The following is a 20,328-nucleotide window of genomic DNA, read 5'->3' on the forward strand; positions in this document are numbered from 1 at the left end:
CGGAGTGCCCGCGCCCGCCTGGGGTGACGTCAGTCGCCGGTGGCGCCGTCGATCCGCTCGCGGATCAGGTCGGCGTGGCCGTTGTGGCGGGCGTACTCCTCGATCATGTGCGTGTAGATCCAGCGCAGGCTGAAGCGTTCCTCGGTGAACCTGCTGGTGCCCCGCGAGAGGTCGTCCAGGCCGAAGCCGGCCGCGTTGCTCCGGGCGATCCCGACCTCGGTCTGCCAGGTGGTGTACGCCTCCTGCCAGGTGTCGGCCTCGGTGAGGTGGAACTCGCCGTCCTTGTCCTCGTCGCTGAAGTAGATCGGCCCCGGATCGTCACCCACCAGGACCTTGCGGAACCAGCCCCGCTCCACCTCCGCCATGTGCCGCACGAGCCCCATCAAAGAGAGCTCGGACGGTTCCACCGAGGCGGTCCTGAGCTGGGCGTCGGTCAGGCCTTCGCACTTCCATGCGAGCGTGTGGCGGTGGTAGTCGAGCCAGCCTTCCAGCATGGTGCGTTCGTCGGCGTTCAGGGCGGGTTCACGGCGTTCGGCAGTCATGGCCCATCCTCACCCGGCCCGAGCGCTCCCCACCATCGCATTTCCGCAGGACGGGCCGGGTCAGCGGCCGAGCATGCCGTCGAGCAGTTCCCGCAGCCCGGCGCGGACCTCGTCCAGGGTGGGCACCTCGGCGGTGAAGGTACCGGCCACGCACGAGAACATCAGCCCGTCCAGCCAGGCCACCAGCGACAGCATGTGCCGGGCCGGGTCGGCCGAGCCCAGAGCCGTCAGCAGTGCGGCGAGCTGGTCGCGGAAGCGGGCCCCGGCCGCGTCGAAGTACCGCCGCAACTCGGGCCGCCGGGTGGCCTCCAGGGCCAGTTCGTACCGGGCGAGCGTGAGATCCCGGTTGCGGGTCAGGGAACGGTGGGCCGCCAGGGCCAGGCCGGTCACCAGCGCACCGAGCTCGTCCTCGGGGTCGGGCATCTCCTCCGGGGCGAGCACCCGGGCCTCCCGCTCCGCCAGGCGGCGCACCGTGAGCTCCAGAAGCGCCAGACGGGTCCGGGCGAGGTTCGAGGTCGACCCCTGGGGCAGCTCCGCCGCCTCGTCGACGGCGCGGTGGGTCAGTCCCCGCATCCCGCGCTCGGCGAGCAGGGCGAGCGCGGTGTCGGCGACGAGGTCGGCGCGGGAGGCGCCCGTGGTGCGTGCGGACATGAAGGTCAACCTACCGGTCGCACTACTCCTGTAGTACGCTCGACACGCCGAGGACTACGTCTGTAGTGCCGAGACGGGGCATCGTGGACTTGAGGAGCAGCCATGGCACAGCAGTCGCGTGCGATCGTGATCGGCGGCGGCATCGGTGGCCTCACCGCGGCCGCAGCCCTGCACCTGCGCGGGCTCCGGGTCACCGTGCTGGAGCGTGCTGCCTCCCTCGAGCCGGTCGGCGCCGCCATCTCGCTCGCCCCGAACGCCCTGCGCGCCCTCGACGTCATCGGCATCGGCGACGAGCTCCGCGGCCTCGCCGCCTGGCAGGGGGACGGCGGGCTGCGCACCCCCGGCGGACGCTGGCTCACCCGGACCAGCGCCGCTGCCGCGGCCGAGCGCTTCGGCGGACCGCTCGTCCTGCTGCCCCGCGCCACCCTCATCGACAGCCTGGCCGCCCTGCTGCCGCCGGACGCCGTCCGCACGGCCGCCGCCGCTCGCCTCGCCGACCCCGGCGACACCGACCGCCCGGCCCGGGTCACCACCTCCGAAGCAGACCTGGAGGCAGAACTGGTCGTGGCCGCCGACGGCATCCACTCCGACGTACGCCGGACGCTGTTCCCGCACCACCCGGGGCCCGTCTACTCCGGATTCACCACCTGGCGCGTCATGATCGCGGTGCCCGGACCCGCGTTCGCCTCCCACGAGACCTGGGGCCGAGGCCGCATCTGGGGCACCCATCCGCTCAAGGACGGCCGGGTCTACGCCTACGCCGCGGCCGTCGTGCCCGCCGGGCAGCGCGCGTGCGACGACGAGAAGGCCGAACTCCTGCGGCGGTTCGGCGACTGGCACGACCCGATCCCCGCCGTGCTCGCTGCCGCCCGCCCCGAGGACGTGCTGCGCCACGACGTCCACCACCTCGCCGAGCCGCTGCCCGCCCATCACCGCGGCAGGGTCGCCCTCCTCGGCGACGCCGCGCACGCCATGCCACCGACGCTGGGGCAGGGCGGCAACCAGGCCATCGAGGACGCGATCGTGCTCGCCCACCACTGCGACGACCTCGCCGCGTACACGGCCGCCCGGCTGCCCCGGACGACCGCCCTCACCCGCCAAGCCGTCCGGGCCGCCCGCCTGAACATGATGAGCGGTCGCGCCGGGATCGCCGTACGCGACGCCGCGATCGCCGCGCTGTCGAAGGCATCGCCCTCGCTGCTCCTGCGCGGTTTCGAAGGCATCGCCGACTGGCGGCCACCGCAGCCGCCGTATGCTTCGGACCAGGCATCCGTCGGCAATTCCTAGGAGCACCCCGTGAAGGTCGGCTGCATCGGACTCGGCGACATCGCGCAGAAGGCCTACCTGCCTGTACTCGCCCTGCAGCCCGGGGTCGACCTCCACCTCCAGACACGCACCCCCGCCACCCTCCACCGCGTCGGCGAGAGCCTCCACCTTCCGCACGGGCAGAGGCATGCCGATCTGGACGCGCTGCTCGCACAGGAGCTCGACGCCGCGTTCGTGCACGCACCCACCACCGCCCACCCCGAGATCGTCACCCGGCTCCTTCAGGCGGGGATACCGACGTACGTCGACAAGCCGCTCGCCTACGAACTCGCCGACTCCGAGCGGCTGGTACGCCTCGCGGAGGAGCGCAACGTCAGCCTCGCGGTCGGCTTCAACCGGCGCCACGCGCCCGGATACGTGCAGTGCGCCGACCACCCGCGTGACCTCATCCTGATGCAGAAGAACCGCGTCGGACTGCCCGAGGAACCGCGCACGATGATCCTCGACGACTTCATCCACGTCGTCGACACGCTGCGGTTCCTGGTCCCCGGCACGGTCGACGACGTGACCGTGCGGGGCCGCCTCGAGGGCGGGCTGCTGCACCACGTGGTGCTCCAGCTGTCCGGTGACGGATTCACCGCGCTCGGCGTGATGAACCGGCTGAGCGGTTCCGCCGAGGAGATCCTGGAGGTCTCCGGGCAGGACTCCAAGCGGCAGGTGCTCAACCTCGCCGAGATCGTCGACCACAAGGGCCAGCCGACCGTGCGCCGGCGCGGCGACTGGGTGCCGGTGGCCCGGCAGCGCGGCATCGAGCAGGCCGCGCTGGCCTTCCTCGACGCCGTCCGCGCCGGCAAGGTGCTCAGCGCCAGGGACGCACTGTCGACACACGAACTGTGCGAGCGGGTCGTGACCGCGGTGCGGGAGCGCGCCGTCGCGCTCTGAGCGCCCGGAGCCCCTCGGCCGCACCCAGCCCGGCGATCACCAGCAGGGCGCCGTGCACCGGCCAGTCGCCGAAGCGGACGTACGGGGTGACACCGTGGGCGGTCGGCACCTCGTAGACCGCCGACGTGCTCCGGTCGGTGCCGAGCCAGGAGCCGATCCGCTCGCCGCTCGGACCGTAGACGGCGGAAACCCCGGTCAGCGTGGCGTGCACCATCGGACGACCGGTCTCCGCGGCGCGCAGCGCGGCCAGCGAGGCGTGCTGCTCCGGCGCCCAGCTGTGCTGGAACGTCGACGTCGACGACTGGGCGAGCAGCACATCGGCGCCGTCCTCGGCGAGATGGCGGCTCATGTCCGGGAAAGCGGACTCGAAGCACACCATCGGGCCGACACGCAGGCCGTTCCCCACGTTCATCACCACCTGCTCGGTGCCGCGCCTGCGGTCCTCACCGGCCGCCTTGCCGACCGAGGTGGCCCAGCCGAGAACCGACCGCGCCGGTATGTACTCGCCGAACGGGACGAGCCGCATCTTGTCGTAGCGGTCGCCGGTCGGGCCGTCCGGGCCGATGAGCACGGAACTCTTGTAGATGCCGGGGTGGTCGGAGCGGCGGGCGTCGACGTTGACGAGGACGTCGGCCTTCACCTGCCGGGACAGCGCCGCGACCCGGCGGGCCAGATCGGGCCGCTGCCCGAGGTCGTAGCCGACGCTGCTCTCCCCCCAGACGACCAGGTCCACATCCTGCCCGGCGAGTTCGCGGGTCAGCCGCTCCTCCAGGTCGAAGCGCTTCATGCCGCTCTCGGTTCCGTCCACGATCCCGGGTTGCACGACCGCGATCCGCACCCGTCCGTCGACCTCGGGCCGCGGCGACCAGGCCCAGGCCGCCGAGGTCACGGCGGCCGTCGCGACGAGCCCGGCCAGGGCCGGCACGCGCGACGCGCGCACGGATATCAGCAGCGCCAGGGCGACGTTGACGGCCACGACCAGGAAGCTCAGCAGCCACACCCCACCGACCGAGGCGAGCCGCAGCGCGGGCTCCACCTGCCACTGGCTCGACCCGAGCAGCCCCCAGGGGCCGCCGAGCCCCTGCCAGGAGCGGACGAGTTCCACCATGAGCCAGCCCGACGGCAGGACGACAAGGGCGGCGCAGACCCGCCCCGGCGAGGGCACCCCGGCCAGGAACCGCCGCACCAGCCGGCCCCAGGGCGCCCACAGGGCTCCCAGCAGCGCCGCGATGACGAACGTGAACACGTTCAGGCTCGGCAGCAGCCAGTGGTGCACGGCCGTCATGAAGCCGAAGCCGCCGAGCCAGCCGTCGTACGCGGCCCGCTTGCCGGTCGGCGCCGTACGCAGGAGCAGGATCCACGGGACCAGGCAGACATATGCGAACCACCACAAGGACGGCGCCGGAAAGGCGAGCATCGGCAGCGCACCGGCGAGCACGGCCGCGGCACCGCGCCACCACCGGGAGGCGAGCCGGTCGTCGAGCCTCCGGATGTGGCGCTTCCCTCCCCAGATCATGTCTCCAGTGTGCGCGCGCTGAAGGAATCTTCGACAGGGGGCCTCGGTGTGCGGCGGGTGGGGTCTGCCCGCGGGCGTGCGCGGTACTCCTCAGCGGTACGGCTCAGGTGGACGGACGCGGGGCGCGGCGCCACTTCTCCTGGACGACCACCGCGCGCAGCCGCCAGCCGTCGTCCGTGCGCAGGAACGTGAACGCGTACCGTCCGCCGCAGACGAAGTCCGGTTCGGGCGTCCCGCCGGCGCCGTCCTCGCCCGCCAACCGCATCGGATTGACATAGTCGGCCCACACCCCGGCCGTGTCGCCGATGTCCCGCTCCAACACGTCGAACCGGATGCGCCGGTTGACGATCAGGTGCTGGCGCACGGGGAACAGCCGCATGGTCTCCTCGAGCCACCCGGCGACCTGCCGGGCATCACCCTCGATCCCGCCGGCCGAGCGGTAGTCGGCGCGTCCGTCGCCGGTGAACAACCCCCGGTACGCCTCCCAGTCCCCGTCGTCCACGGCCGCCGCGTACTCGGTGACGAGTCCGTCGACGGCCAGCCGGTCCATCACGGTCGCGAGCTCCACGCGCTGGGTCATCGGCTCAGTTTTGGGGACGGGGGAGGCGTAGCCAAGGGGTGTGCAGGGGCGGGTTCGGGCGTGGGCCCGGAAACGGGTATTCCGTGGCGCGCTGTCACCACTCGTCGTCGTCGTGGCCGATCACCCGGAAGCTGCCCGCGACACCGTCGTCCGGGAACAGGCCCCCGAAGCCTCCAAAGCCCCCGTAGCCGTCGGAGCCCTCGTGGTCCCCCTGGTCCCCGTACCCCTCGTGAACGGTGCGGGGCACCACCCCGAAGGTGTCGCCGTGGGGGCCGACGACGGCGACCGGGGCTCCGTTGTCACACGTGAACCCGCGGAAGACCTCGACGGTCTTGTCGCTGTCGTTGAAGATGCTGAAGCTGCTGGAGCCCAACCCGCTCGCGGCGACGATGCAGCCGTCCTCGACGGCGGGGTACGTCCGCTCGTTGAACTGGATCCTGCCCTCGTGCCGGCGTTCGTGGCCGTGGCCCTCCCCGCGGCCGTGGTCCTCTCCGCGCCCGTGTCCGCCGCCGCGGCCCTCGTCACGCTTCTCGCCCGTCTTGCGCTGAGGGGCCGGAGCGGCGGGGGCGGGACGCTGGGCGGGCGGCGCCGCCCTGTGGACGTGCGCGACGGCCGGTTTGGCGGCCGGCTTGGCGGCCGGGGCGGGCTGGTCGGGTCCGGCGGCCGATGCATAGGTGATGCCGGTGGTGGCGAGGGCGGTCGCGCCTACTAGGGCGGCGGCCACGGCGAAGGTACGCGTGGGCATGTCATTTCCTTCTGTCGCAGAGACGCCGGCCGGGCAGCCGAACTGCGACGAACGTATAGACACCGCACATAACTGTCATATCGGACAAGCGCAAGGTGTGATCCGACGGGGCCGGTCGGGTGTAAACGCGGCACCACGCGCATAACGATGGCCCCTCAGCCTGTCTCTCCGTCAAAGGCGAGGCGACTGCGCAGAACTGACCGCCAGACAGGCGAGGCTGGGGCGCACGGGTGCGGGCGTAGGATGATCCACTCCGTTACGGCTCGGGAGGGGGAGGCTGCAGATGACGCGTCCGGTGACGGTGGTCACGGGCGGCAGCCGCGGGATCGGTGCCGCCACCTGTGTGCGGCTCGCGGCGGACGGGCACGACGTGGCGCTCGGCTACCTGCGCGACGCCGAGGCCGCGGAGCGGACCGCCGAGGCCGTACGGGCGGCGGCGGCGCGGTGTGTCACCGTGCGCGTGGACACGTCCGACGAGGCCGCTGTCGACCGGCTCTTCGACACGGCCGCCGACGCCCTGGGACCGGTGACGGGTCTGGTGAACAACGCCGGGGTGACAGGGCCGCTGGGCCGGCTCGCGGACACGGACACCGACGTTCTGCGCCGGGTGGTGGAGGTCAACGTCCTCGGCACGCTGCTGTGTTCGCGCCGCGCCGCGCGGGAGATGGCGCCACGCGGGAGCGGTGTCATCGTCAACGTGTCATCGGGGGCGGCGACGCTGGGAAGCCCCGGTGAGTACGTCCACTACGCGGCGTCCAAGGCCGCGGTGGACACCCTGACGCTGGGCCTCTCCAAGGAACTGGGACCGGACGGCATCCGCGTCAACGCCGTGGCACCGGGGCTGGTCGACACCGCGATCCACGCGGCGATGGGCGACCCGGACCGGCCCCGGCGCATGGCGGCGACGATCCCGCTGGGCCGGGCCGGCCACGCCGAGGAGATCGCCGCGGCGATCGCCTGGCTGATGTCCCCGCAGTCCTCGTACACGACGGGCGCCGTGCTGAGAGTGGCCGGCGGGCGGTGACGTGCCGACCGCCGTTCCCTCTCCGTGTGGCGGTGGCTCGCCTCAGGCCGCCTCTATGACCTCGCCGCGTATCGCCGCCGCCCACTCGACGACCAACAGCTCGTACTCCGCGCGCTCCTCGGCCGACAGGGAACCGCCCGCACGCATCCACAGCGCGCGGATCCGCTCGTTCAAGTCCTCGGCAGAGCGCGTGGAACCAGGGCTCATGGATTCGGGGGACATGCGGACAAGCCTAGGGGCAGGGACTGACAGCGCGCTACCGCACGGCTACGCGCGCGGTATGTGGTTGGTCACGGTCCTTTCCGTGCTGGGGAATTGGGGGATTCTGTCGCCTTGGGCCGGCGTCGGTGGCCGTTGGGCCGGCTCAGTGGGCGAAGGGCGGCTCGAAGCATCCGGTCTCCAGGTAGGGGCCGTTGGTGCTCACCTGGTAGTTGGTCTTCTGCACGAAGGCCGTGACGCAGGCGTCTTCATGGACGCGAAGGCCGACCAGCGCCCCTTCGGGCGTGACGTAGTGGCCGTCCCTGTAGCGCGAGTCCATCGCCCGGACGGTCAGCGTCCCGCCGAGGCGCTCCCCCTTCGGTCCCGTCCGTTCCTCCTTGTAGCCGAGCCGGAGGAGTGCCGCGCGCACCGTCGCGGGGTCCCACTTCTTCTCCTCCCACAGCCGCTTGAGCACCGGCTCGATGCGATCGGCCTCCCGCTGCGCGTCCTTCGCGTCCGCGGGAGACATGGCGCGCGGCCGGCGGTAGCCGTTGTTCTCGTTGTAGTGCGGAGCGCCGTCGCCGGCCCCCGGCTCCACGTACGCCGGGGCTCCCCCCGTGGCGGAGACGGCAGTTGGCGGGAGGGTCGTGGCGTCCGGTGCGGAACTCCCCGGCGTACTCGTGGCGTCCGGCGGGGAACTCCGAGGCGTGCTCACGGCGCCTGGTGCGGAAATACGGGACGTGCTCGGGGCGGCTCCGGCCGTCGAGCTCGTGGCTCGCTGCTGACCGCAGGCCTCGAGGGACGGGGCGGCGAGCAGGAGCAGTGCCGTGACGGCCACCATGCCGCGTCGGCCGGACATCGAGGAGAACATGGCATGACTCTGCCATGCCGGGCCACCGGGGATCACCCACGAACGAACAGTGGCGTGAACTGCTCCGTGCACCGCCAGGCTGTGCACGGGCCTCTTTAGCCCGCGGACTCCGCAGCATGCGGGCTCAGGACCCCCGCGGCCACCAGCGCGATGATCGCGATGCCCAGCGCGATGCGGTACCAGACGAACGGCATGAACGACTTCGACGAGATGAACTTCATGAACCACGCGATGACCGCGTACCCCGACACGAAGGCGATCACCGTCGCGAACAGCGTCGGCCCCCAGCTCGCATGCCCGGCCTCCGCCGCGTCCTTGAGCTCGAACGCCCCCGAGGCCAGCACGGCCGGAACGGCGAGCAGGAAGGAGTAGCGGGCGGCGGCCTCGCGCCGGTAACCGAGGAAGAGGCCGCCGCTGATCGTGGCGCCGGAGCGGGAGACGCCGGGGATCAGGGCCATCGCCTGGCAGACGCCGTACGTCAGGCCGTCCCTGATGCTGAGGTCCTGGAGCGTCTTGCGCTGCTTCGGCGCCCGGTGCCGGCCGCCGGTCTCGTCGCGTGCCGCCAGGCGGTCCGCGATGCCGAGGATGACGCCCATGACGATCAGCATCGTCGCCGTCACGCGAAGATCGCGGAACGGGCCCTCGATCTGGTCCTTGAGGGTCACGCCCAGCACACCGATGGGTATGGAACCCACGATCACCAGCCAGCCCATCCGTGCGTCCGGGTGCTGCCGCATCTCCTTGTCGAACAGGGACCGGAACCAGGCGGAGAGGATGTTCGCGATGTCCTTGCGGAAGTAGATCAGCACCGCGGACTCCGTGCCGATCTGCGTGATGGCGGTGAAGGCGGCCCCCGGGTCCTCCCAGCCCGCGAAGGCCGCGGTCAGCCGCAGATGCGCGCTGGAGGAGACGGGAAGGAACTCGGTCAGCCCCTGGACGAGTCCGAGGATGAGTGATTCGAGCCAAGACATGACGTGATGTGGTCCAAGAGCTGATCGTGGGGGTGGTGACGGGCACACCGGGCCGGGGCGTCCCCAGGCCCTGGGCGCAGCCGGTGATCGAGTGTGGTGGGTGGCAGCGTAGCGTCCCGGCATGACGGTGCCTTCACCGGGGCTTTGCCTGCGCTTGGGACAGTCCGGCGGGCCGCCTGCGCCCGGACCTCGTCCCCTGGCCCAACGTCACACGTCCGTGGTGTTGACCGGCCACTTGGGCGCCGCTTACGTTCAACCGGAGGGAAAGCGCTTGCTGCCCCCCGTGTCCTCGGGAGTCAACACGCGTTGGCCAACGTCAGACGTCACGTCCGATGGAGCGCTGATCACGTTCATGCCCACAGACCACAACGCGTCCGCAGCCGACGATGCCACAAGTCCTCGAAGCACGTCCGATCCGGAGCCTCACCGAGCGGTGATCCCGAAGCCGCGCACGGACCGCCCGGCGCCGCCGTACGCAGGCCGCCGCATCAAGGCCGCGATCGTGGGCGCGGGCGGCATCGCGCGTTCCCATGTCTCCGCGCTGGCCCAGCTCGCCGAGGAGGGCGAGACCGAGATCGTCGCAGCCGTCGACATCGACGCCGACGCGGCCGAGCGCTTCTGTGCCGAGGGCGGTGTCCCGCACGCGTACACCGACCTCCACCGCATGCTGGAGGAACAGCGTCCCGACCTGGTCAGCATCTGCACGCCGCCCACCCTGCACCGGGAGCAGACCGTCGCCGCGCTGCGGGCCGGCGCCTGGGTGTGGTGCGAGAAGCCGCCGGTGCCCACGCTGGCCGACTTCGACGCCGTCGAGGCGGAGGAGGGTACGGACGGCGGCCCGTACGCGGCGATCGTCTTCCAGCACCGCTTCGGCTCCGGCTCCCGGCACGTCCGGCGGCTGCTCGCCGAGCAGGCCCTGGGCCGCCCGCTGGTCGCGCACTGCCAGACCACCTGGTACCGCAACGCCGCCTACTACGCCGTGCCGTGGCGCGGCCGCTGGCACACCGAGGGCGGCGGACCCGCGATGGGCCACGGCATCCACCAGATGGACCTTCTGCTCGACCTGCTCGGACCGTGGAGCGAGGTGCGGGCCATGGCCGGGCGGCTGGTGCACGACGTGGAGACGGAGGACGTCTCGACGGCGCTCGTACGGTTCGAGAACGGCGCCCTCGCCACCATCGTGAACAGCGTGCTCAGCCCGGACGAGGTCAGCCGCATCCGCATCGACTGCGAGCGCGCCACCGTGGAACTCAAGCACCTGTACGGACACAGCAACGACAACTGGCGCATCACGCCGGCCCCCGACGTGCCCGAGGAGGAGGCCGCGGCCTGGCGCGACTTCGGTGAGGACGTGCCGAGCTCGCACCTGGGGCAGCTGCGCGAGCTGGTCGCGAGCATGCGCGCGGGCGAGCGGCCGCGCAGCAGCGGCGCCGACGGGCGGACCAGCCTGGAGCTGATCACCGCGCTGTACAAGTCCGCGTTCACCGACACGACCGTCCGCGCCGGGGAGATCGGCCCCGGCGACCCGTACTACACGGCCCTGCACGGAGGTGCGCCCGGCTGGGCGCCCGTGGTGGCTCAGGCGTTCTCGGCGACGCCGAGCGAGGAGGTGTCCGCATGACCGCGACCCTGCGCATCCTGCACGCGCACGGCGACCGCATCACCCTCACGGAACCGACCACCGGCGTCGAACTCTTCTCCTATGTGTACGGCCCCGAGGCGGCCTGGGAGGCGCCCAAGCCGTATCTGCACCCCATCCGGACACTGGCGGGCGACGTCGTCACCGACTACCGGCCCAACGACCACCGCTGGCACAAGGGCCTGCAACTGACCGCCTCGCATCTGTCCGGGCAGAACCTGTGGGGCGGCAACACCTACGTGCACGGCGAGGGCTACCTGGAGCTGCCGGAACGCGTCGGCTCCATGGCGCACGTCGGCTTCGACGAGGTGGGCGCGGACGGCGACCGCGCGGTCATCGCCGAGCGGCTCACCTGGCACCCGTACACCGGCGAGCTGTGGGCCGAGGAGGAGCGCCGCATCGAGGTGCACGACGTCGACGTCGTCTCCCGGAGCTGGGCGCTGACCTGGACGTCCGCGATCACCAACCGCCGCGAGGAGCCGCTGCTGTTCGGCAGCCCGACGACCGCCGGCCGGGAGATGGCCGGCTACACGGGCCTCTTCTGGCGTGGTCCGCGTGCCTTCCGCGACGGACGGGTCATCGCGCCCGACGCGGAAGGCCCCGGTCTGATGGGGCAGCAGGCCCCCTGGCTGGCGTACTCGGGTGAGCACGACGGCACCGACGGGCACGCCACCCTCGTCTTCGCGCACGCCCCCGAGAACGACCACCTGGGTGAGCGGGGGGCCCATCCCGCCCACTGGTTCGTCCGCAACGACCCCTTCGCCGCCGTCGCTCCCTCCTGGGCGTTCCACGACGAGCTGGAGCTGGCCCCGGGCGACACCCTGCGCCGCCGCTACCGGGTCGTGGTCGTGGACGGCGCGTGGGAGCGTGAAGAGGTGACCAAGTACCTCGAGGAGCATCCGTGGTGAGCACAGCGCAGTTCACGGGGCTGCCGGGCGCCGTCGCCGTCTCCCACCTGTCCGTCTACGACTGGCCGGCGACCGACGGCGTGTGCGGCGGCACCCCGCACATGCATCTGACCTGCTCGGAGGCGTATGTCGTCACCGGCGGGCGCGGCGCGGTGCAGACGCTGACGACGTCCGGGTACGAGGTCGCACCGCTCCAGCCCGGCACGGTCGCCTGGTTCACGCCCGGCACCATCCACCGACTGGTCAACGAGGACGACCTGCGCATCACCGTCCTCATGCAGAACGACGGGCTGCCCGAGGCGGGCGACGCCGTCCTGACCCTGCCCCCGCAGTACCTGACCGACCCGGAGACGTACGCCGCCGCCACCGCGATCCCGGCCGACGCCCCCGAGGAGGAGCAGGAGAGGATCGCCCGAGCGCGCCGCGACCTGGCCCTGGAGGGCTACCGGGCGCTGCGCGACGCGGACGGCCCCGAGCCGCTCGCCGCCTTCCACCGGGCCGCCGCCGTGCTGGTGCGGCCGCGACTGACCGAGTGGCGTGAGCGGTGGGAGCGCGGCGCCCGGGCCGCCGCGGCGGCGACCGGCGACCAGCTCGACCGCCTGGAGAGCGGCGACGCCTCCCACCTCGCCGACGCGGTCGTACGGGCCGAGCAGCCGTCCGCGTACGGGAAGTTCGGGATGTGCGGACGGCTCGACGTCTACAAGGGGACCGTGTAGGCGGGCCTACGCGGCGGCCGGTCCGGACACCGTCCAGCCCGGCGCCTGCGGGTGCGCCGTCAGGTCCTCGTGGCGGATCTCCTCGCCGCAGGCGGAGCAGGTGACGACCGGGACGAGTTCGTTGCCGCAGATGTGTTCGATCACCATGGGGCGATCGCCGTCTTTCCTGAGATGGCGGTCGCCCCATTCCTTGAGGGTCATCAGGACCGGCTCCAGTTCCAGACCCGCCGGTGTGGCCCGGTACTCGTAGCGCTGCGGGCGCTCGCTGTAGAGCCTCTTCGTCAGGATCCCCGCCTCCACCAGGCGCTTGAGCCGTGCGGCCAGGATGTCGCGCGGGGCGCCGATGTTGCGCACGAGCTGGTCGAACCGCCCGTTGCCGAGGCACACCTCGCGCAGGACGAGCAGGGAGTACTTCTCGCCGACCAGGGCCAGGGCGTCGGCGATGGAGCAGGGGCGCGGGTCTTTGGTGGCGGCCATGAGCCCAGTCTAGGCGAGGGTTTGCTTTTCCAACCCTACGCGTTATGGTGGGTCCAGATTTCCTACTCACCGGTAACCGCCGCACCGGCACCCGCCGGGCAAGGAGGCCCGCACCATGCGTGACGCCGTCATCGTCGAAGCCGTACGCACCCCGGTGGGCAAGGGAAAGCCCAACGGCGCCCTCGCCCACGTCCACCCCGTGGAACTCCTCGCGCACACCCTGCGCACCCTCGTCGAGCGCTCCGGCATCGACCCGGTGCTCATCGACGACGTCATCGGCGGCACCGTCGACCAGGTCGGCGAGCAGGCCATGAACACCACCCGTTACGCCGTCCTGTCCGCGGGCTTCCCGGAGACGGTGCCCGCGACCACCGTCGACCGCCAGTGCGGCTCCTCCCAGCAGGCCGTGCACTTCGCGGCGCAGGGCGTGATGTCGGGCGCGTACGACATCGTCGTGGCCTGCGGTGTGGAGTCCATGAGCCGCGTACCGATGTGGTCCAACGTGCCCGCCGGCAAGGATCCCTTCGGGCCCGGTGTCGCCGAGCGCTACCCGGAAGGCCTGGTTCCGCAGGGCATCAGCGCCGAGCTGATCGCCGCCAAGTGGTCGATCGACCGTGAGCAGATGGACGCCTTCGCCGTCTCCTCGCACCGGAAGGCGGCAGCGGCCTGGGACGCAGGCCTGTTCGACGCGGAGACGGCTCCCCTGGAGGGCCTCGCGCGCGACGAGTGCATACGCCCCGGCAGCACGTCCGAGATCCTCGCCGGCCTCAAGCCCGCCTACTACGACCCCACGTTCGCCGAGCGGTTCCCGCAGATCGAGTGGAACGTCACCGCAGGCAACGCGAGCCCCGTCAACGACGGCGCCTCCGCCGTGCTGATCACCTCCAGCGAGACCGCGGCCCGCCTCGGCCTGCGCCCGCTCGCCCGGCTGCACAGCTTCGCGGTCACCGGTTCCGACCCGCTCCTGATGCTCACCGGGGTCATCCCGGCCACCGAGAAGGTGCTGCGCAGGGCGGGGCTGACGGTCGACGACATCGACCTGTTCGAGGTGAACGAGGCATTCTCCTCCGTCGTCCTGGCCTGGCAGCAGGAGACGGGCGCCGACCTCGCCAAGGTCAATGTGCACGGCGGGGCCATCGCGATCGGCCACCCGCTGGGCGCGAGCGGCACCCGCCTGACGACGACGCTCGTGCACGCACTCCGCACGCGCGGAGCGCGCTTCGGCCTGCAGACGATGTGCGAGGCGGGCGGTCTCGCGAACGCGATGATCCTCGAGGCGGTCTAGCGGCCCCGCAGGTGGTGGCGCTTGCGCCAGGCCACCACCGCTCCGGCGAGCGCGGGAACCGCGATGAACGCCAGCGCGATGAGGAAGGCCGGCGAGGTCGGCTTCGCGGCGCGGGCGCCGGCGACCACGTACGCGGCGGTGTTCGGGACCGAGCCGAGTGCCGTCGCGACAAGGAACGGCGCCCAGCGCATCCGGGAGACGGCGGCGCAGTAGTTGGCCGCCCAGAACGGCACCCCGGGGAACAGCCGCGCCGCCATCATCGAGCGGAAGCCGTGCCGGCTGAGCTGCCCGTCCGCCGCCTTCAGCCAGCGCCCGCGCAGCAGCGGACGTAGCGCATCCTGCCCGAGCACCCGGCCGAGCCCGAACGCGATCCCGGCCCCGAGCACCGTGCCCGCGAGGGCCGCGCCCGTGCCGAGTTGCGAGCCGAACAGGGCACCCGCCGCGAGGTTCAGCAGCGGGCGCGGCACGAACGCGACCGTGCACAACCCGTACGCCACCGCGAAGACGGCGGCCGCCGCGGCACCCCCGAGCTGCGGGGGCCAGCCGTGCGCCAGCAGTCTCTGCGGCTCGAACGCCAGCACACAGGACGCCGCCGCCGCGAGCAGCGCGACGAGCAGGGCGAGACGCGACCAGGGCGACAGCAGCGCTCTGGTGCAACGGGCGGCGAAACCGGGCGACAGGGCGACGGCGGCGACCGGTGCCGCTGTGAGCTCCGTCGCGGCGGCCCGGGGAGAGGCCGTGGTGACGGCCCGGGGAGAGGCCGTGGCGGTGCCGCCAGAGCGGGTGGTGGCATCGAGCATTCGGTGACACTAACCGACGGGTGTGTGTGATCGCCGTATGGTCCGCCTCATGGGCATGAGAGGCATCTCTCGCCGAACTCGCCCGGCGCGAAAAACCATTCGACGCCGACGGACGAGTCGGCGATGCTCTACGGCATGTTCCGGTACGCCTTCGTCCTCGCAGCATCCGCCGCCGCGGATGCCCCGAAGGCTGCCGTCCCGCTCCTCGTGGCCGCAGTCGACGGCGCCCGAAGCTGACCCTTCCCGGATCGTCCGGCGGACCCCGCAGGGGGAGGGTCGGCAAGACCTTGGGGTCCCCGTCCCGGCCGCAATTCCAGACGCCGGGGCCGTCACTCAGCACCACCCAAGAGGCTACGAGGTACAGCCATGCCCAAGACGGCATACGTGCGCACCAAACCGCACCTGAACATCGGCACGATGGGCCACGTCGACCACGGCAAGACCACCCTGACCGCCGCCATCACCAAGGTCCTCGCCGAGCGCGGCACCGGCACCTTCGTGCCGTTCGACCGGATCGACCGGGCCCCGGAGGAGGCGGCGCGCGGCATCACCATCAACATCGCGCACGTCGAGTACGAGACGGACACCCGGCACTACGCGCACGTGGACATGCCGGGCCATGCCGACTACGTCAAGAACATGGTCACCGGGGCCGCGCAGCTCGACGGGGCGATCCTCGTCGTCTCCGCGCTCGACGGAATCATGCCGCAGACCGCCGAACACGTGTTGCTCGCCCGACAGGTGGGCGTCGACCACATCGTCGTCGCGCTCAACAAGGCCGACGCGGGCGACGAGGAACTGACCGACCTGGTCGAGTTGGAAGTCCGCGACCTGCTCACCGCTCAGGGCTATCCGGGGGACTCCGTACCGGTCGTACGCGTCTCCGGGCTCAAGGCCCTGGAGGGGGACCCGCGTTGGACCGCGGCGATCGACGCGCTGCTCGACGCGGTGGACACGTATGTGCCCATGCCCGAGCGGTACGTGGACGCGCCGTTCCTCCTGCCGGTGGAGAACGTGCTCACCATCACCGGCCGCGGCACGGTCGTCACAGGCGCGGTCGAGCGCGGCAGAATCCGGGTGGGCGACCGGGTCGAGGTGCTCGGCGCGGAAGTGGAGACGGTGGTCACCGGTCTGGAGACCTTCGGCAAGCCGATGGAGGAGGCGCAGGCGGGGGACAACGTGGCACTGCTGCTGCGCGGGGTGCCGCGTGACGCGGTCCGCCGCGGGCACGTCGTCGCGGCGCCCGGCAGCGTGGCGCCGAGCAGGCGCTTCACGGCGCGGGTGTACGTGCTGTCGGCCCGTGAGGGCGGGCGTACGACGCCGGTGTCGACCGGTTACCGGCCGCAGTTCTACATCCGTACGGCGGATGTCGTCGGGGACGTCGACCTCGGGGAGACGGCGGCCGCCCGCCCCGGCGAGACGGTCACGATGGCGGTGGAACTGGGCCGTGAGGTCCCGCTGGAGCCGGGGCTGGGGTTCGCGATCCGTGAGGGCGGCCGTACGGTCGGCGCCGGCACGGTGACGTCCGTCGCCTGAGGGTGCCGTTGCGAGCGGGTGCGGGGAGGCCGCGGTCTTCCCGCCCCCGCACAATGGAGCCGTGAGCGAGCCCATACCCGTCACCCGTACCACCGACTACGGCACCGCCAAGCTGATGCCCGATGTCGACCGTGAGCGGGCCTGGCTCCTCACGGTCGACGGGGCGCCGCAGTCGTACGTCGATCTGGACGCCCCGACGCATCTGGAGTTCGAGTACGCGCGACGGCTCGGCCATGTGTTGGACACGGCCGCGGAGCCGGGACGGGCGCTGGACGTGGTGCACCTCGGCGGGGGCGCGCTCTCCCTGCCGCGCTATGTCGCCGCGACCAGACCCGGCTCACGGCAGGACGTGGTCGAAGCCGACCGGGGCCTGCTGGACCTCGTCGTGGAGCACCTGCCGCTGCCTGTCGGCTCCGGCATCACCCTGCACGCGGCCGACGCCCGCGCCTGGCTGGAGACCGCCCCGCCGTCCTCGGCCGACATCGTGATCGCGGACGTCTTCGGCGGTTCCCGTGTCCCCGCCCACCTGACGACGGTGGCCTACGCGCGTGCCGCCGAGCGGGTGCTGCGTCCGGGCGGCGTCTATCTGGCGAACCTCGCCGACGCCGCGCCCTTCGCCTTCCTGCGCTCCCAACTCGCCACATTTGCCGCGGTGTTCGAGGAGCTTGTGCTGATCGCCGAGCCGGCCGTGCTGCGCGGCCGCCGCTTCGGCAACGCCGTGCTCATCGCCGCGCACCGCCCCCTGGACACGGCACCGCTCGCCCGCCGATCCGCCGCGGACGCGTTCCCGGCCCGCGTCGAACACGGCGCGGCGCTACAGGACCTCATCGGTGGCGCCGAGCCGGTGCACGACGAGAACGCCGTCCCGTCGCCGGAACCTCCCGACGGCGCCTTCAGCATCGGCTGACCGGGTGCCGGGCCTGGCGGTTCGGCGTCTGGCAAATGCACGGAGCAGCCCCCCTTCCAGCCATAGCTACTGACGGGTAACGTGTGGCTCATGAGCGCAGACCAGATGTCGATCGGCGAGATGCTCGCCGCCACGGTGCCGATGGCCAGGACCCTCAACCTGGAGTTCCTCGAGACCACGCCGGAGAAGGCCGTGGTGGCCCTGCCGGACCAGGGCGACTTCCACAACCACGTCGGCGGTCCGCACGCCGGAGCGATGTTCACGCTCGGCGAGTCGGCGAGTGGCGCGATCGTACTGGCCGCGTTCGGGGAGCAGCTGTCGCGGGCCGTACCGCTCGCCGTCAGCGCCGAGATCGCCTACAAGAAGCTGGCGATGGGCCCGGTCACCGCGACCGCCACGCTCGGGCGCCCCGCCGTCGAGGTCGTCGCCGAGCTGGACGCCGGCCGGCGCCCCGAGTTCCCCGTCTCCATCGCCATCCAGCGCGAAGACGGCGCCGTCACCGGCGAGATGACGGTCGTCTGGACCCTGCGCCCCAACGGCTGACGCCACCACGGGCCGCCGTACGGCGAAGGGCCCCGACCGGGCGCGTCTGCCCCGGCCGGGGCCCTTTCGCGGCGGGCGGCGCCGGGACGATGGGGGAGCGATCAGTCCCGGGCCGCGCGAGCCGCCGTGCCCACCAGCGTGCGGATCTGGAACTCCTCGTACTCCGACGGCTCCCGCTGCGGTCGCAGCACGCTCCCCAGCCACCCCAGCAGGAAGCCCGCCGGGATCGAGACGAGGCCCGGGTTCTGCAGCGGGAACCAGGCGAAGTCGATATGTGGATACACCGATGTGGGAGAGCCGGAGAGCACCGGGGAGAACACCACCAGGAGCACCGAGCAGGCCAGCCCGCCGTACAGGCTGAGCAGCGCCCCGTGCGCGGAGAAGCGGCGCCAGAACAGGCTGTAGACCAGGGCCGGCAGGATCGCCGACGCCGCGATGGCGAAGGCGAGGAAGGCCAGACTGGCCGTGCTGATCTCCCACGGCAGCAGGGCCAGCAGCATGCCGAGGACGCCGATGACGGCCGCCGCCATCCGCGCCACGCCCAGCTCCTCGGTCTGGGTCGCCCGCCCCTTGCGGATGACCTCGCCGTAGAGGTCGTGGGCGAGCGAGGACGCGGCGGCCAGAGTGAGTCCGGCCGCGACCGCGAGCAGGGTCACGAAGGCCAGGCAGGAGATCAGTGCGGTGAGCAGGCCGCCGCCGAGGGACTGGGCGAGCAGCAGGACGGTCGCATCCCCCCTGGGGTCGATCTTCGCGATGTTGTCCCGTCCCAGGATCGCGGTCGCGCCCAGGCCGAGGATGCCGGCGGCGAGGCAGACGAAGCCGACGAGCCCCATGGCCCAGACGACCGAGGTGCGCAGCACACGGTTGGTGCGGGGAGCGAGCAGGCGCATCACCACATGGGGGAGCGCGGCAAGACCCAGCACGATGGCCAGCTCAAGACTGAAGAAGTCGAGCTTGCTGATGGTCCCGGCGCCGTAGCGCAGCCCGGACTCCAGGAAGCGCTGCCCGAGGCCGCTGCCCCGGGCGGCGGCCGACAGCAGCGCGTCGACGTTCCAGTGGAAGCGGGTCAGCACCAGGACCGCCATGATCGCCACGCCGGACACCAGCATCACGGCCTTGACGACCTGGATGAAGGTCGCACCGGGCATGCCGCCGAGAGCGGCGTAGACGATGACGATGGTGCCGATGGCGATCACGCACAGGGTGCGCACGGCCTGGCTCGGCGCGCCCACGAACTGGGTCAGCAGGGCCACGCTGCCGACGAGTTGGGCGACCAGGTAGAGGGTGGTGATGACCAGCGTGCAGATGGCGAGGGCCAGGCGCACGGGCCGCTGGAGACGGGGCAGGCGCAGCGCCAGGGTGTCGCCCAGGGTGAACCTGCCGGAGTTGTGCAGGGGTTCGGCGATGACCAGAAGCACCGCCATCCAGGCGACCGTGGTCCCGCCCAGGTACAGCAGTCCGTCGTAACCGGTGAGCGCGACCAGGCCCGTACTGCCGAGGAGGGTCGCCGCCGACAGGTAGTCGCCGCACATCGCCAGGCCGTTGCGCAGCGGCGACATGTTCCGGTTGCCGAGGTAGAACTCGCTGATCTCGTCGCGCTGAGGAGCCGTCAGCAGCGCCGTGAAAAGGGTCACCACGACGACGGACAGGAAGAGGACGAACGTCAGTTGCAGGCTGAACCGGTTCACGACGCTCGCGGAGACCGTCACCACGCGCCGAACCCCCTGGGCTGCGGGGCGCTCGCCCGACGGGCTTCGGCGCGCTCCAGCTCGGTGCGCAACCGGCGCACCGCCGGGTCTACGCGCCGGCGCATGTGCACGGTGTGGCGCCACACCGCGAGGGCCATCACGGCGAACTGGGCGAGGCCCAGCGCCAGCCCCACCGTGAGATGGCCGGCCAGAGGCTGGTTCATCACGCGCGGTGCGAAACTCGACAACAACACGTAGAGCAGAAAACCGCCCACGACAAGCGTCACGGTGACGGCTGGGAAGGTGCGGAACGCGCCGCGTATCGACTGGAAATCGGGATGCTCGTACAGGGACGGAACTCTCGTGGAATCCGCTGCCGGAGGAGACCAGTCGGCGGGTGGCGGTGGATATCCGTTCATGACGCACCTTCTTCGCTGCGTGTGCCGCGCTGCCGTCTTCGGAGCAGGCCAGAGGGGTAACCAGGGATGGGTCGGCCCCGGAGGAATGGCCCATCGAGAACTCT

At 71.9% G+C, this 20,328-nt stretch carries 22 protein-coding genes; 10 read left to right on the forward strand and 12 right to left on the reverse strand.

Going from position 1 to position 20,328, the window contains the following annotated elements; all coding sequences use genetic code 11:
• Nucleotides 1–29: 29 nt before the first annotated feature.
• Together ACFYZE_RS29630 and ACFYZE_RS29635 are read right to left on the reverse strand one after the other, a co-directional pair.
• The gene (locus tag ACFYZE_RS29630; protein ID WP_389000556.1) at nt 30–542 is read right to left on the reverse strand and encodes a DinB family protein; all 513 of its coding nucleotides are present in this window, start codon (nt 540–542) and stop codon (nt 30–32) included.
• A gap of 60 nt (nt 543–602) precedes the next feature.
• Nucleotides 603–1,193 carry a TetR/AcrR family transcriptional regulator gene (locus ACFYZE_RS29635; RefSeq protein ID WP_389000559.1) on the reverse strand — a complete coding sequence of 197 codons (591 nt, stop codon included), beginning with the start codon at nt 1,191–1,193 and terminating at the stop codon, nt 603–605.
• Between the two features lie 102 nt (nt 1,194–1,295).
• Between ACFYZE_RS29635 and ACFYZE_RS29640 the strand changes: the two genes are divergently transcribed.
• Entirely contained in the window at nt 1,296–2,480 is a 1,185-nt protein-coding gene (locus ACFYZE_RS29640; RefSeq protein ID WP_389000562.1) for an FAD-dependent monooxygenase, read from the forward strand.
• A 9-nt stretch (nt 2,481–2,489) separates the two neighbouring features.
• Complete coding sequence (locus tag ACFYZE_RS29645) at nt 2,490–3,401, forward strand: Gfo/Idh/MocA family protein (protein WP_389000565.1); 912 nt, start codon at nt 2,490–2,492, stop codon at nt 3,399–3,401.
• Here the strand turns inward: ACFYZE_RS29645 and lnt are convergent.
• The 3 genes from lnt to ACFYZE_RS29660 form a co-directional block, all read right to left on the reverse strand.
• The gene (gene lnt / locus ACFYZE_RS29650) at nt 3,319–4,917 is read right to left on the reverse strand and encodes an apolipoprotein N-acyltransferase (RefSeq protein WP_389000568.1); all 1,599 of its coding nucleotides are present in this window, start codon (nt 4,915–4,917) and stop codon (nt 3,319–3,321) included. The genes ACFYZE_RS29645 and lnt overlap by 83 nt on opposite strands.
• 103 nt (nt 4,918–5,020) lie before the next feature.
• Complete coding sequence (locus ACFYZE_RS29655) at nt 5,021–5,497, reverse strand: nuclear transport factor 2 family protein (RefSeq protein ID WP_389000571.1); 477 nt, start codon at nt 5,495–5,497, stop codon at nt 5,021–5,023.
• Nucleotides 5,498–5,591: 94 nt separating this feature from the next.
• The gene (locus tag ACFYZE_RS29660; RefSeq protein ID WP_389000574.1) at nt 5,592–6,242 is read right to left on the reverse strand and encodes a hypothetical protein; all 651 of its coding nucleotides are present in this window, start codon (nt 6,240–6,242) and stop codon (nt 5,592–5,594) included.
• A gap of 283 nt (nt 6,243–6,525) precedes the next feature.
• Between ACFYZE_RS29660 and ACFYZE_RS29665 the strand changes: the two genes are divergently transcribed.
• Nucleotides 6,526–7,266 carry an SDR family oxidoreductase gene (locus tag ACFYZE_RS29665; protein ID WP_389000577.1) on the forward strand — a complete coding sequence of 247 codons (741 nt, stop codon included), beginning with the start codon at nt 6,526–6,528 and terminating at the stop codon, nt 7,264–7,266.
• A gap of 42 nt (nt 7,267–7,308) precedes the next feature.
• Here ACFYZE_RS29665 and ACFYZE_RS29670 read toward each other — a convergent pair whose 3' ends face one another.
• The 3 genes from ACFYZE_RS29670 to ACFYZE_RS29680 all read right to left on the reverse strand — a co-directional run bounded on the left by ACFYZE_RS29670 (nt 7,309) and on the right by ACFYZE_RS29680 (nt 9,306).
• Nucleotides 7,309–7,488 (reverse strand): hypothetical protein, encoded by a 180-nt coding sequence (locus ACFYZE_RS29670; protein ID WP_103840235.1) that lies wholly within the window; start codon nt 7,486–7,488, stop codon nt 7,309–7,311.
• Nucleotides 7,489–7,630: 142 nt separating this feature from the next.
• The gene (locus ACFYZE_RS29675; RefSeq protein WP_389000580.1) at nt 7,631–8,335 is read right to left on the reverse strand and encodes a hypothetical protein; all 705 of its coding nucleotides are present in this window, start codon (nt 8,333–8,335) and stop codon (nt 7,631–7,633) included.
• 95 nt (nt 8,336–8,430) lie between these two features.
• The gene (locus ACFYZE_RS29680) at nt 8,431–9,306 is read right to left on the reverse strand and encodes an undecaprenyl-diphosphate phosphatase (protein ID WP_389000583.1); all 876 of its coding nucleotides are present in this window, start codon (nt 9,304–9,306) and stop codon (nt 8,431–8,433) included.
• A 433-nt stretch (nt 9,307–9,739) separates the two neighbouring features.
• On the opposite strand from ACFYZE_RS29680, the gene ACFYZE_RS29685 reads away from it, so the two are divergent.
• The 3 genes from ACFYZE_RS29685 to ACFYZE_RS29695 are packed head-to-tail and all read left to right on the forward strand — an operon-like array spanning nt 9,740 to nt 12,569.
• The gene (locus ACFYZE_RS29685; RefSeq protein ID WP_389000586.1) at nt 9,740–10,927 is read left to right on the forward strand and encodes a Gfo/Idh/MocA family protein; all 1,188 of its coding nucleotides are present in this window, start codon (nt 9,740–9,742) and stop codon (nt 10,925–10,927) included.
• Complete coding sequence (locus ACFYZE_RS29690) at nt 10,924–11,853, forward strand: PmoA family protein (RefSeq protein ID WP_389000589.1); 930 nt, start codon at nt 10,924–10,926, stop codon at nt 11,851–11,853. Before ACFYZE_RS29685 ends, ACFYZE_RS29690 begins: the two co-directional genes overlap by 4 nt.
• Nucleotides 11,847–12,569, forward strand: coding sequence for a cupin domain-containing protein (locus tag ACFYZE_RS29695; protein ID WP_389000592.1), 723 nt, complete (start codon nt 11,847–11,849; stop codon nt 12,567–12,569). The genes ACFYZE_RS29690 and ACFYZE_RS29695 overlap by 7 nt, the downstream gene beginning before the upstream one ends.
• Before the next feature lie 6 nt (nt 12,570–12,575).
• Here the strand turns inward: ACFYZE_RS29695 and ACFYZE_RS29700 are convergent, their stop codons facing one another.
• Nucleotides 12,576–13,046 carry a winged helix-turn-helix transcriptional regulator gene (locus ACFYZE_RS29700; RefSeq protein WP_389000595.1) on the reverse strand — a complete coding sequence of 157 codons (471 nt, stop codon included), beginning with the start codon at nt 13,044–13,046 and terminating at the stop codon, nt 12,576–12,578.
• Nucleotides 13,047–13,161: 115 nt separating this feature from the next.
• Between ACFYZE_RS29700 and ACFYZE_RS29705 the strand changes: the two genes are divergently transcribed.
• A complete protein-coding gene (locus ACFYZE_RS29705) occupies nt 13,162–14,331 on the forward strand; it encodes a thiolase family protein (RefSeq protein WP_389000598.1) in 1,170 nt (389 codons plus the stop codon).
• Here ACFYZE_RS29705 and ACFYZE_RS29710 read toward each other — a convergent pair.
• On the reverse strand, nt 14,328–15,131 hold the full coding sequence (locus ACFYZE_RS29710) for a TVP38/TMEM64 family protein (protein ID WP_389000601.1): 804 nt from the start codon (nt 15,129–15,131) through the stop codon (nt 14,328–14,330). The genes ACFYZE_RS29705 and ACFYZE_RS29710 overlap by 4 nt on opposite strands.
• A gap of 366 nt (nt 15,132–15,497) precedes the next feature.
• Between ACFYZE_RS29710 and tuf the strand changes: the two genes are divergently transcribed.
• From tuf to ACFYZE_RS29725, 3 genes are all read left to right on the forward strand, one after another.
• Nucleotides 15,498–16,667 carry an elongation factor Tu gene (gene tuf / locus ACFYZE_RS29715; RefSeq protein WP_389000604.1) on the forward strand — a complete coding sequence of 390 codons (1,170 nt, stop codon included), beginning with the start codon at nt 15,498–15,500 and terminating at the stop codon, nt 16,665–16,667.
• Nucleotides 16,668–16,728: 61 nt separating this feature from the next.
• Nucleotides 16,729–17,574 carry a spermidine synthase gene (locus ACFYZE_RS29720; protein WP_389000607.1) on the forward strand — a complete coding sequence of 282 codons (846 nt, stop codon included), beginning with the start codon at nt 16,729–16,731 and terminating at the stop codon, nt 17,572–17,574.
• A 105-nt stretch (nt 17,575–17,679) separates the two neighbouring features.
• Nucleotides 17,680–18,117: a DUF4442 domain-containing protein gene (locus ACFYZE_RS29725; RefSeq protein WP_389000800.1), complete on the forward strand. Its 438-nt coding sequence runs from the start codon at nt 17,680–17,682 to the stop codon at nt 18,115–18,117.
• A 101-nt stretch (nt 18,118–18,218) separates the two neighbouring features.
• Here the strand turns inward: ACFYZE_RS29725 and ACFYZE_RS29730 are convergent, their stop codons facing one another.
• Entirely contained in the window at nt 18,219–19,829 is a 1,611-nt protein-coding gene (locus ACFYZE_RS29730) for a cation acetate symporter (RefSeq protein WP_389000610.1), read from the reverse strand.
• Nucleotides 19,823–20,224 carry a DUF485 domain-containing protein gene (locus ACFYZE_RS29735; RefSeq protein WP_389000613.1) on the reverse strand — a complete coding sequence of 134 codons (402 nt, stop codon included), beginning with the start codon at nt 20,222–20,224 and terminating at the stop codon, nt 19,823–19,825. Before ACFYZE_RS29735 ends, ACFYZE_RS29730 begins: the two co-directional genes overlap by 7 nt.
• Nucleotides 20,225–20,328 lie beyond the last annotated feature (104 nt).

The organism is Streptomyces sp. NPDC001796 (assembly GCF_042892355.1).
In the GTDB taxonomy this organism is placed as follows: domain Bacteria; phylum Actinomycetota; class Actinomycetes; order Streptomycetales; family Streptomycetaceae; genus Streptomyces.

Excerpts from the sequence above, each read along its gene's own strand:
- ACFYZE_RS29630 (WP_389000556.1), bottom strand. The coding sequence starts at position 542 with ATGACTGCCGAACGCCGTGAACCCGCCCTGAACGCCGACGAACGCACC.
- ACFYZE_RS29635 (WP_389000559.1), bottom strand. The coding sequence starts at position 1,193 with ATGTCCGCACGCACCACGGGCGCCTCCCGCGCCGACCTCGTCGCCGAC.
- ACFYZE_RS29640 (WP_389000562.1), top strand. The coding sequence starts at position 1,296 with ATGGCACAGCAGTCGCGTGCGATCGTGATCGGCGGCGGCATCGGTGGC.
- lnt (WP_389000568.1), bottom strand. The coding sequence starts at position 4,917 with ATGATCTGGGGAGGGAAGCGCCACATCCGGAGGCTCGACGACCGGCTC.
- ACFYZE_RS29655 (WP_389000571.1), bottom strand. The coding sequence starts at position 5,497 with ATGACCCAGCGCGTGGAGCTCGCGACCGTGATGGACCGGCTGGCCGTC.
- ACFYZE_RS29660 (WP_389000574.1), bottom strand. The coding sequence starts at position 6,242 with ATGCCCACGCGTACCTTCGCCGTGGCCGCCGCCCTAGTAGGCGCGACC.
- ACFYZE_RS29665 (WP_389000577.1), top strand. The coding sequence starts at position 6,526 with ATGACGCGTCCGGTGACGGTGGTCACGGGCGGCAGCCGCGGGATCGGT.
- ACFYZE_RS29670 (WP_103840235.1), bottom strand. The coding sequence starts at position 7,488 with ATGTCCCCCGAATCCATGAGCCCTGGTTCCACGCGCTCTGCCGAGGAC.
- ACFYZE_RS29675 (WP_389000580.1), bottom strand. The coding sequence starts at position 8,335 with ATGTTCTCCTCGATGTCCGGCCGACGCGGCATGGTGGCCGTCACGGCA.
- ACFYZE_RS29680 (WP_389000583.1), bottom strand. The coding sequence starts at position 9,306 with ATGTCTTGGCTCGAATCACTCATCCTCGGACTCGTCCAGGGGCTGACC.
- ACFYZE_RS29690 (WP_389000589.1), top strand. The coding sequence starts at position 10,924 with ATGACCGCGACCCTGCGCATCCTGCACGCGCACGGCGACCGCATCACC.
- ACFYZE_RS29700 (WP_389000595.1), bottom strand. The coding sequence starts at position 13,046 with ATGGCCGCCACCAAAGACCCGCGCCCCTGCTCCATCGCCGACGCCCTG.
- ACFYZE_RS29705 (WP_389000598.1), top strand. The coding sequence starts at position 13,162 with ATGCGTGACGCCGTCATCGTCGAAGCCGTACGCACCCCGGTGGGCAAG.
- ACFYZE_RS29710 (WP_389000601.1), bottom strand. The coding sequence starts at position 15,131 with ATGCTCGATGCCACCACCCGCTCTGGCGGCACCGCCACGGCCTCTCCC.
- tuf (WP_389000604.1), top strand. The coding sequence starts at position 15,498 with ATGCCCAAGACGGCATACGTGCGCACCAAACCGCACCTGAACATCGGC.
- ACFYZE_RS29725 (WP_389000800.1), top strand. The coding sequence starts at position 17,680 with ATGTCGATCGGCGAGATGCTCGCCGCCACGGTGCCGATGGCCAGGACC.
- ACFYZE_RS29735 (WP_389000613.1), bottom strand. The coding sequence starts at position 20,224 with ATGAACGGATATCCACCGCCACCCGCCGACTGGTCTCCTCCGGCAGCG.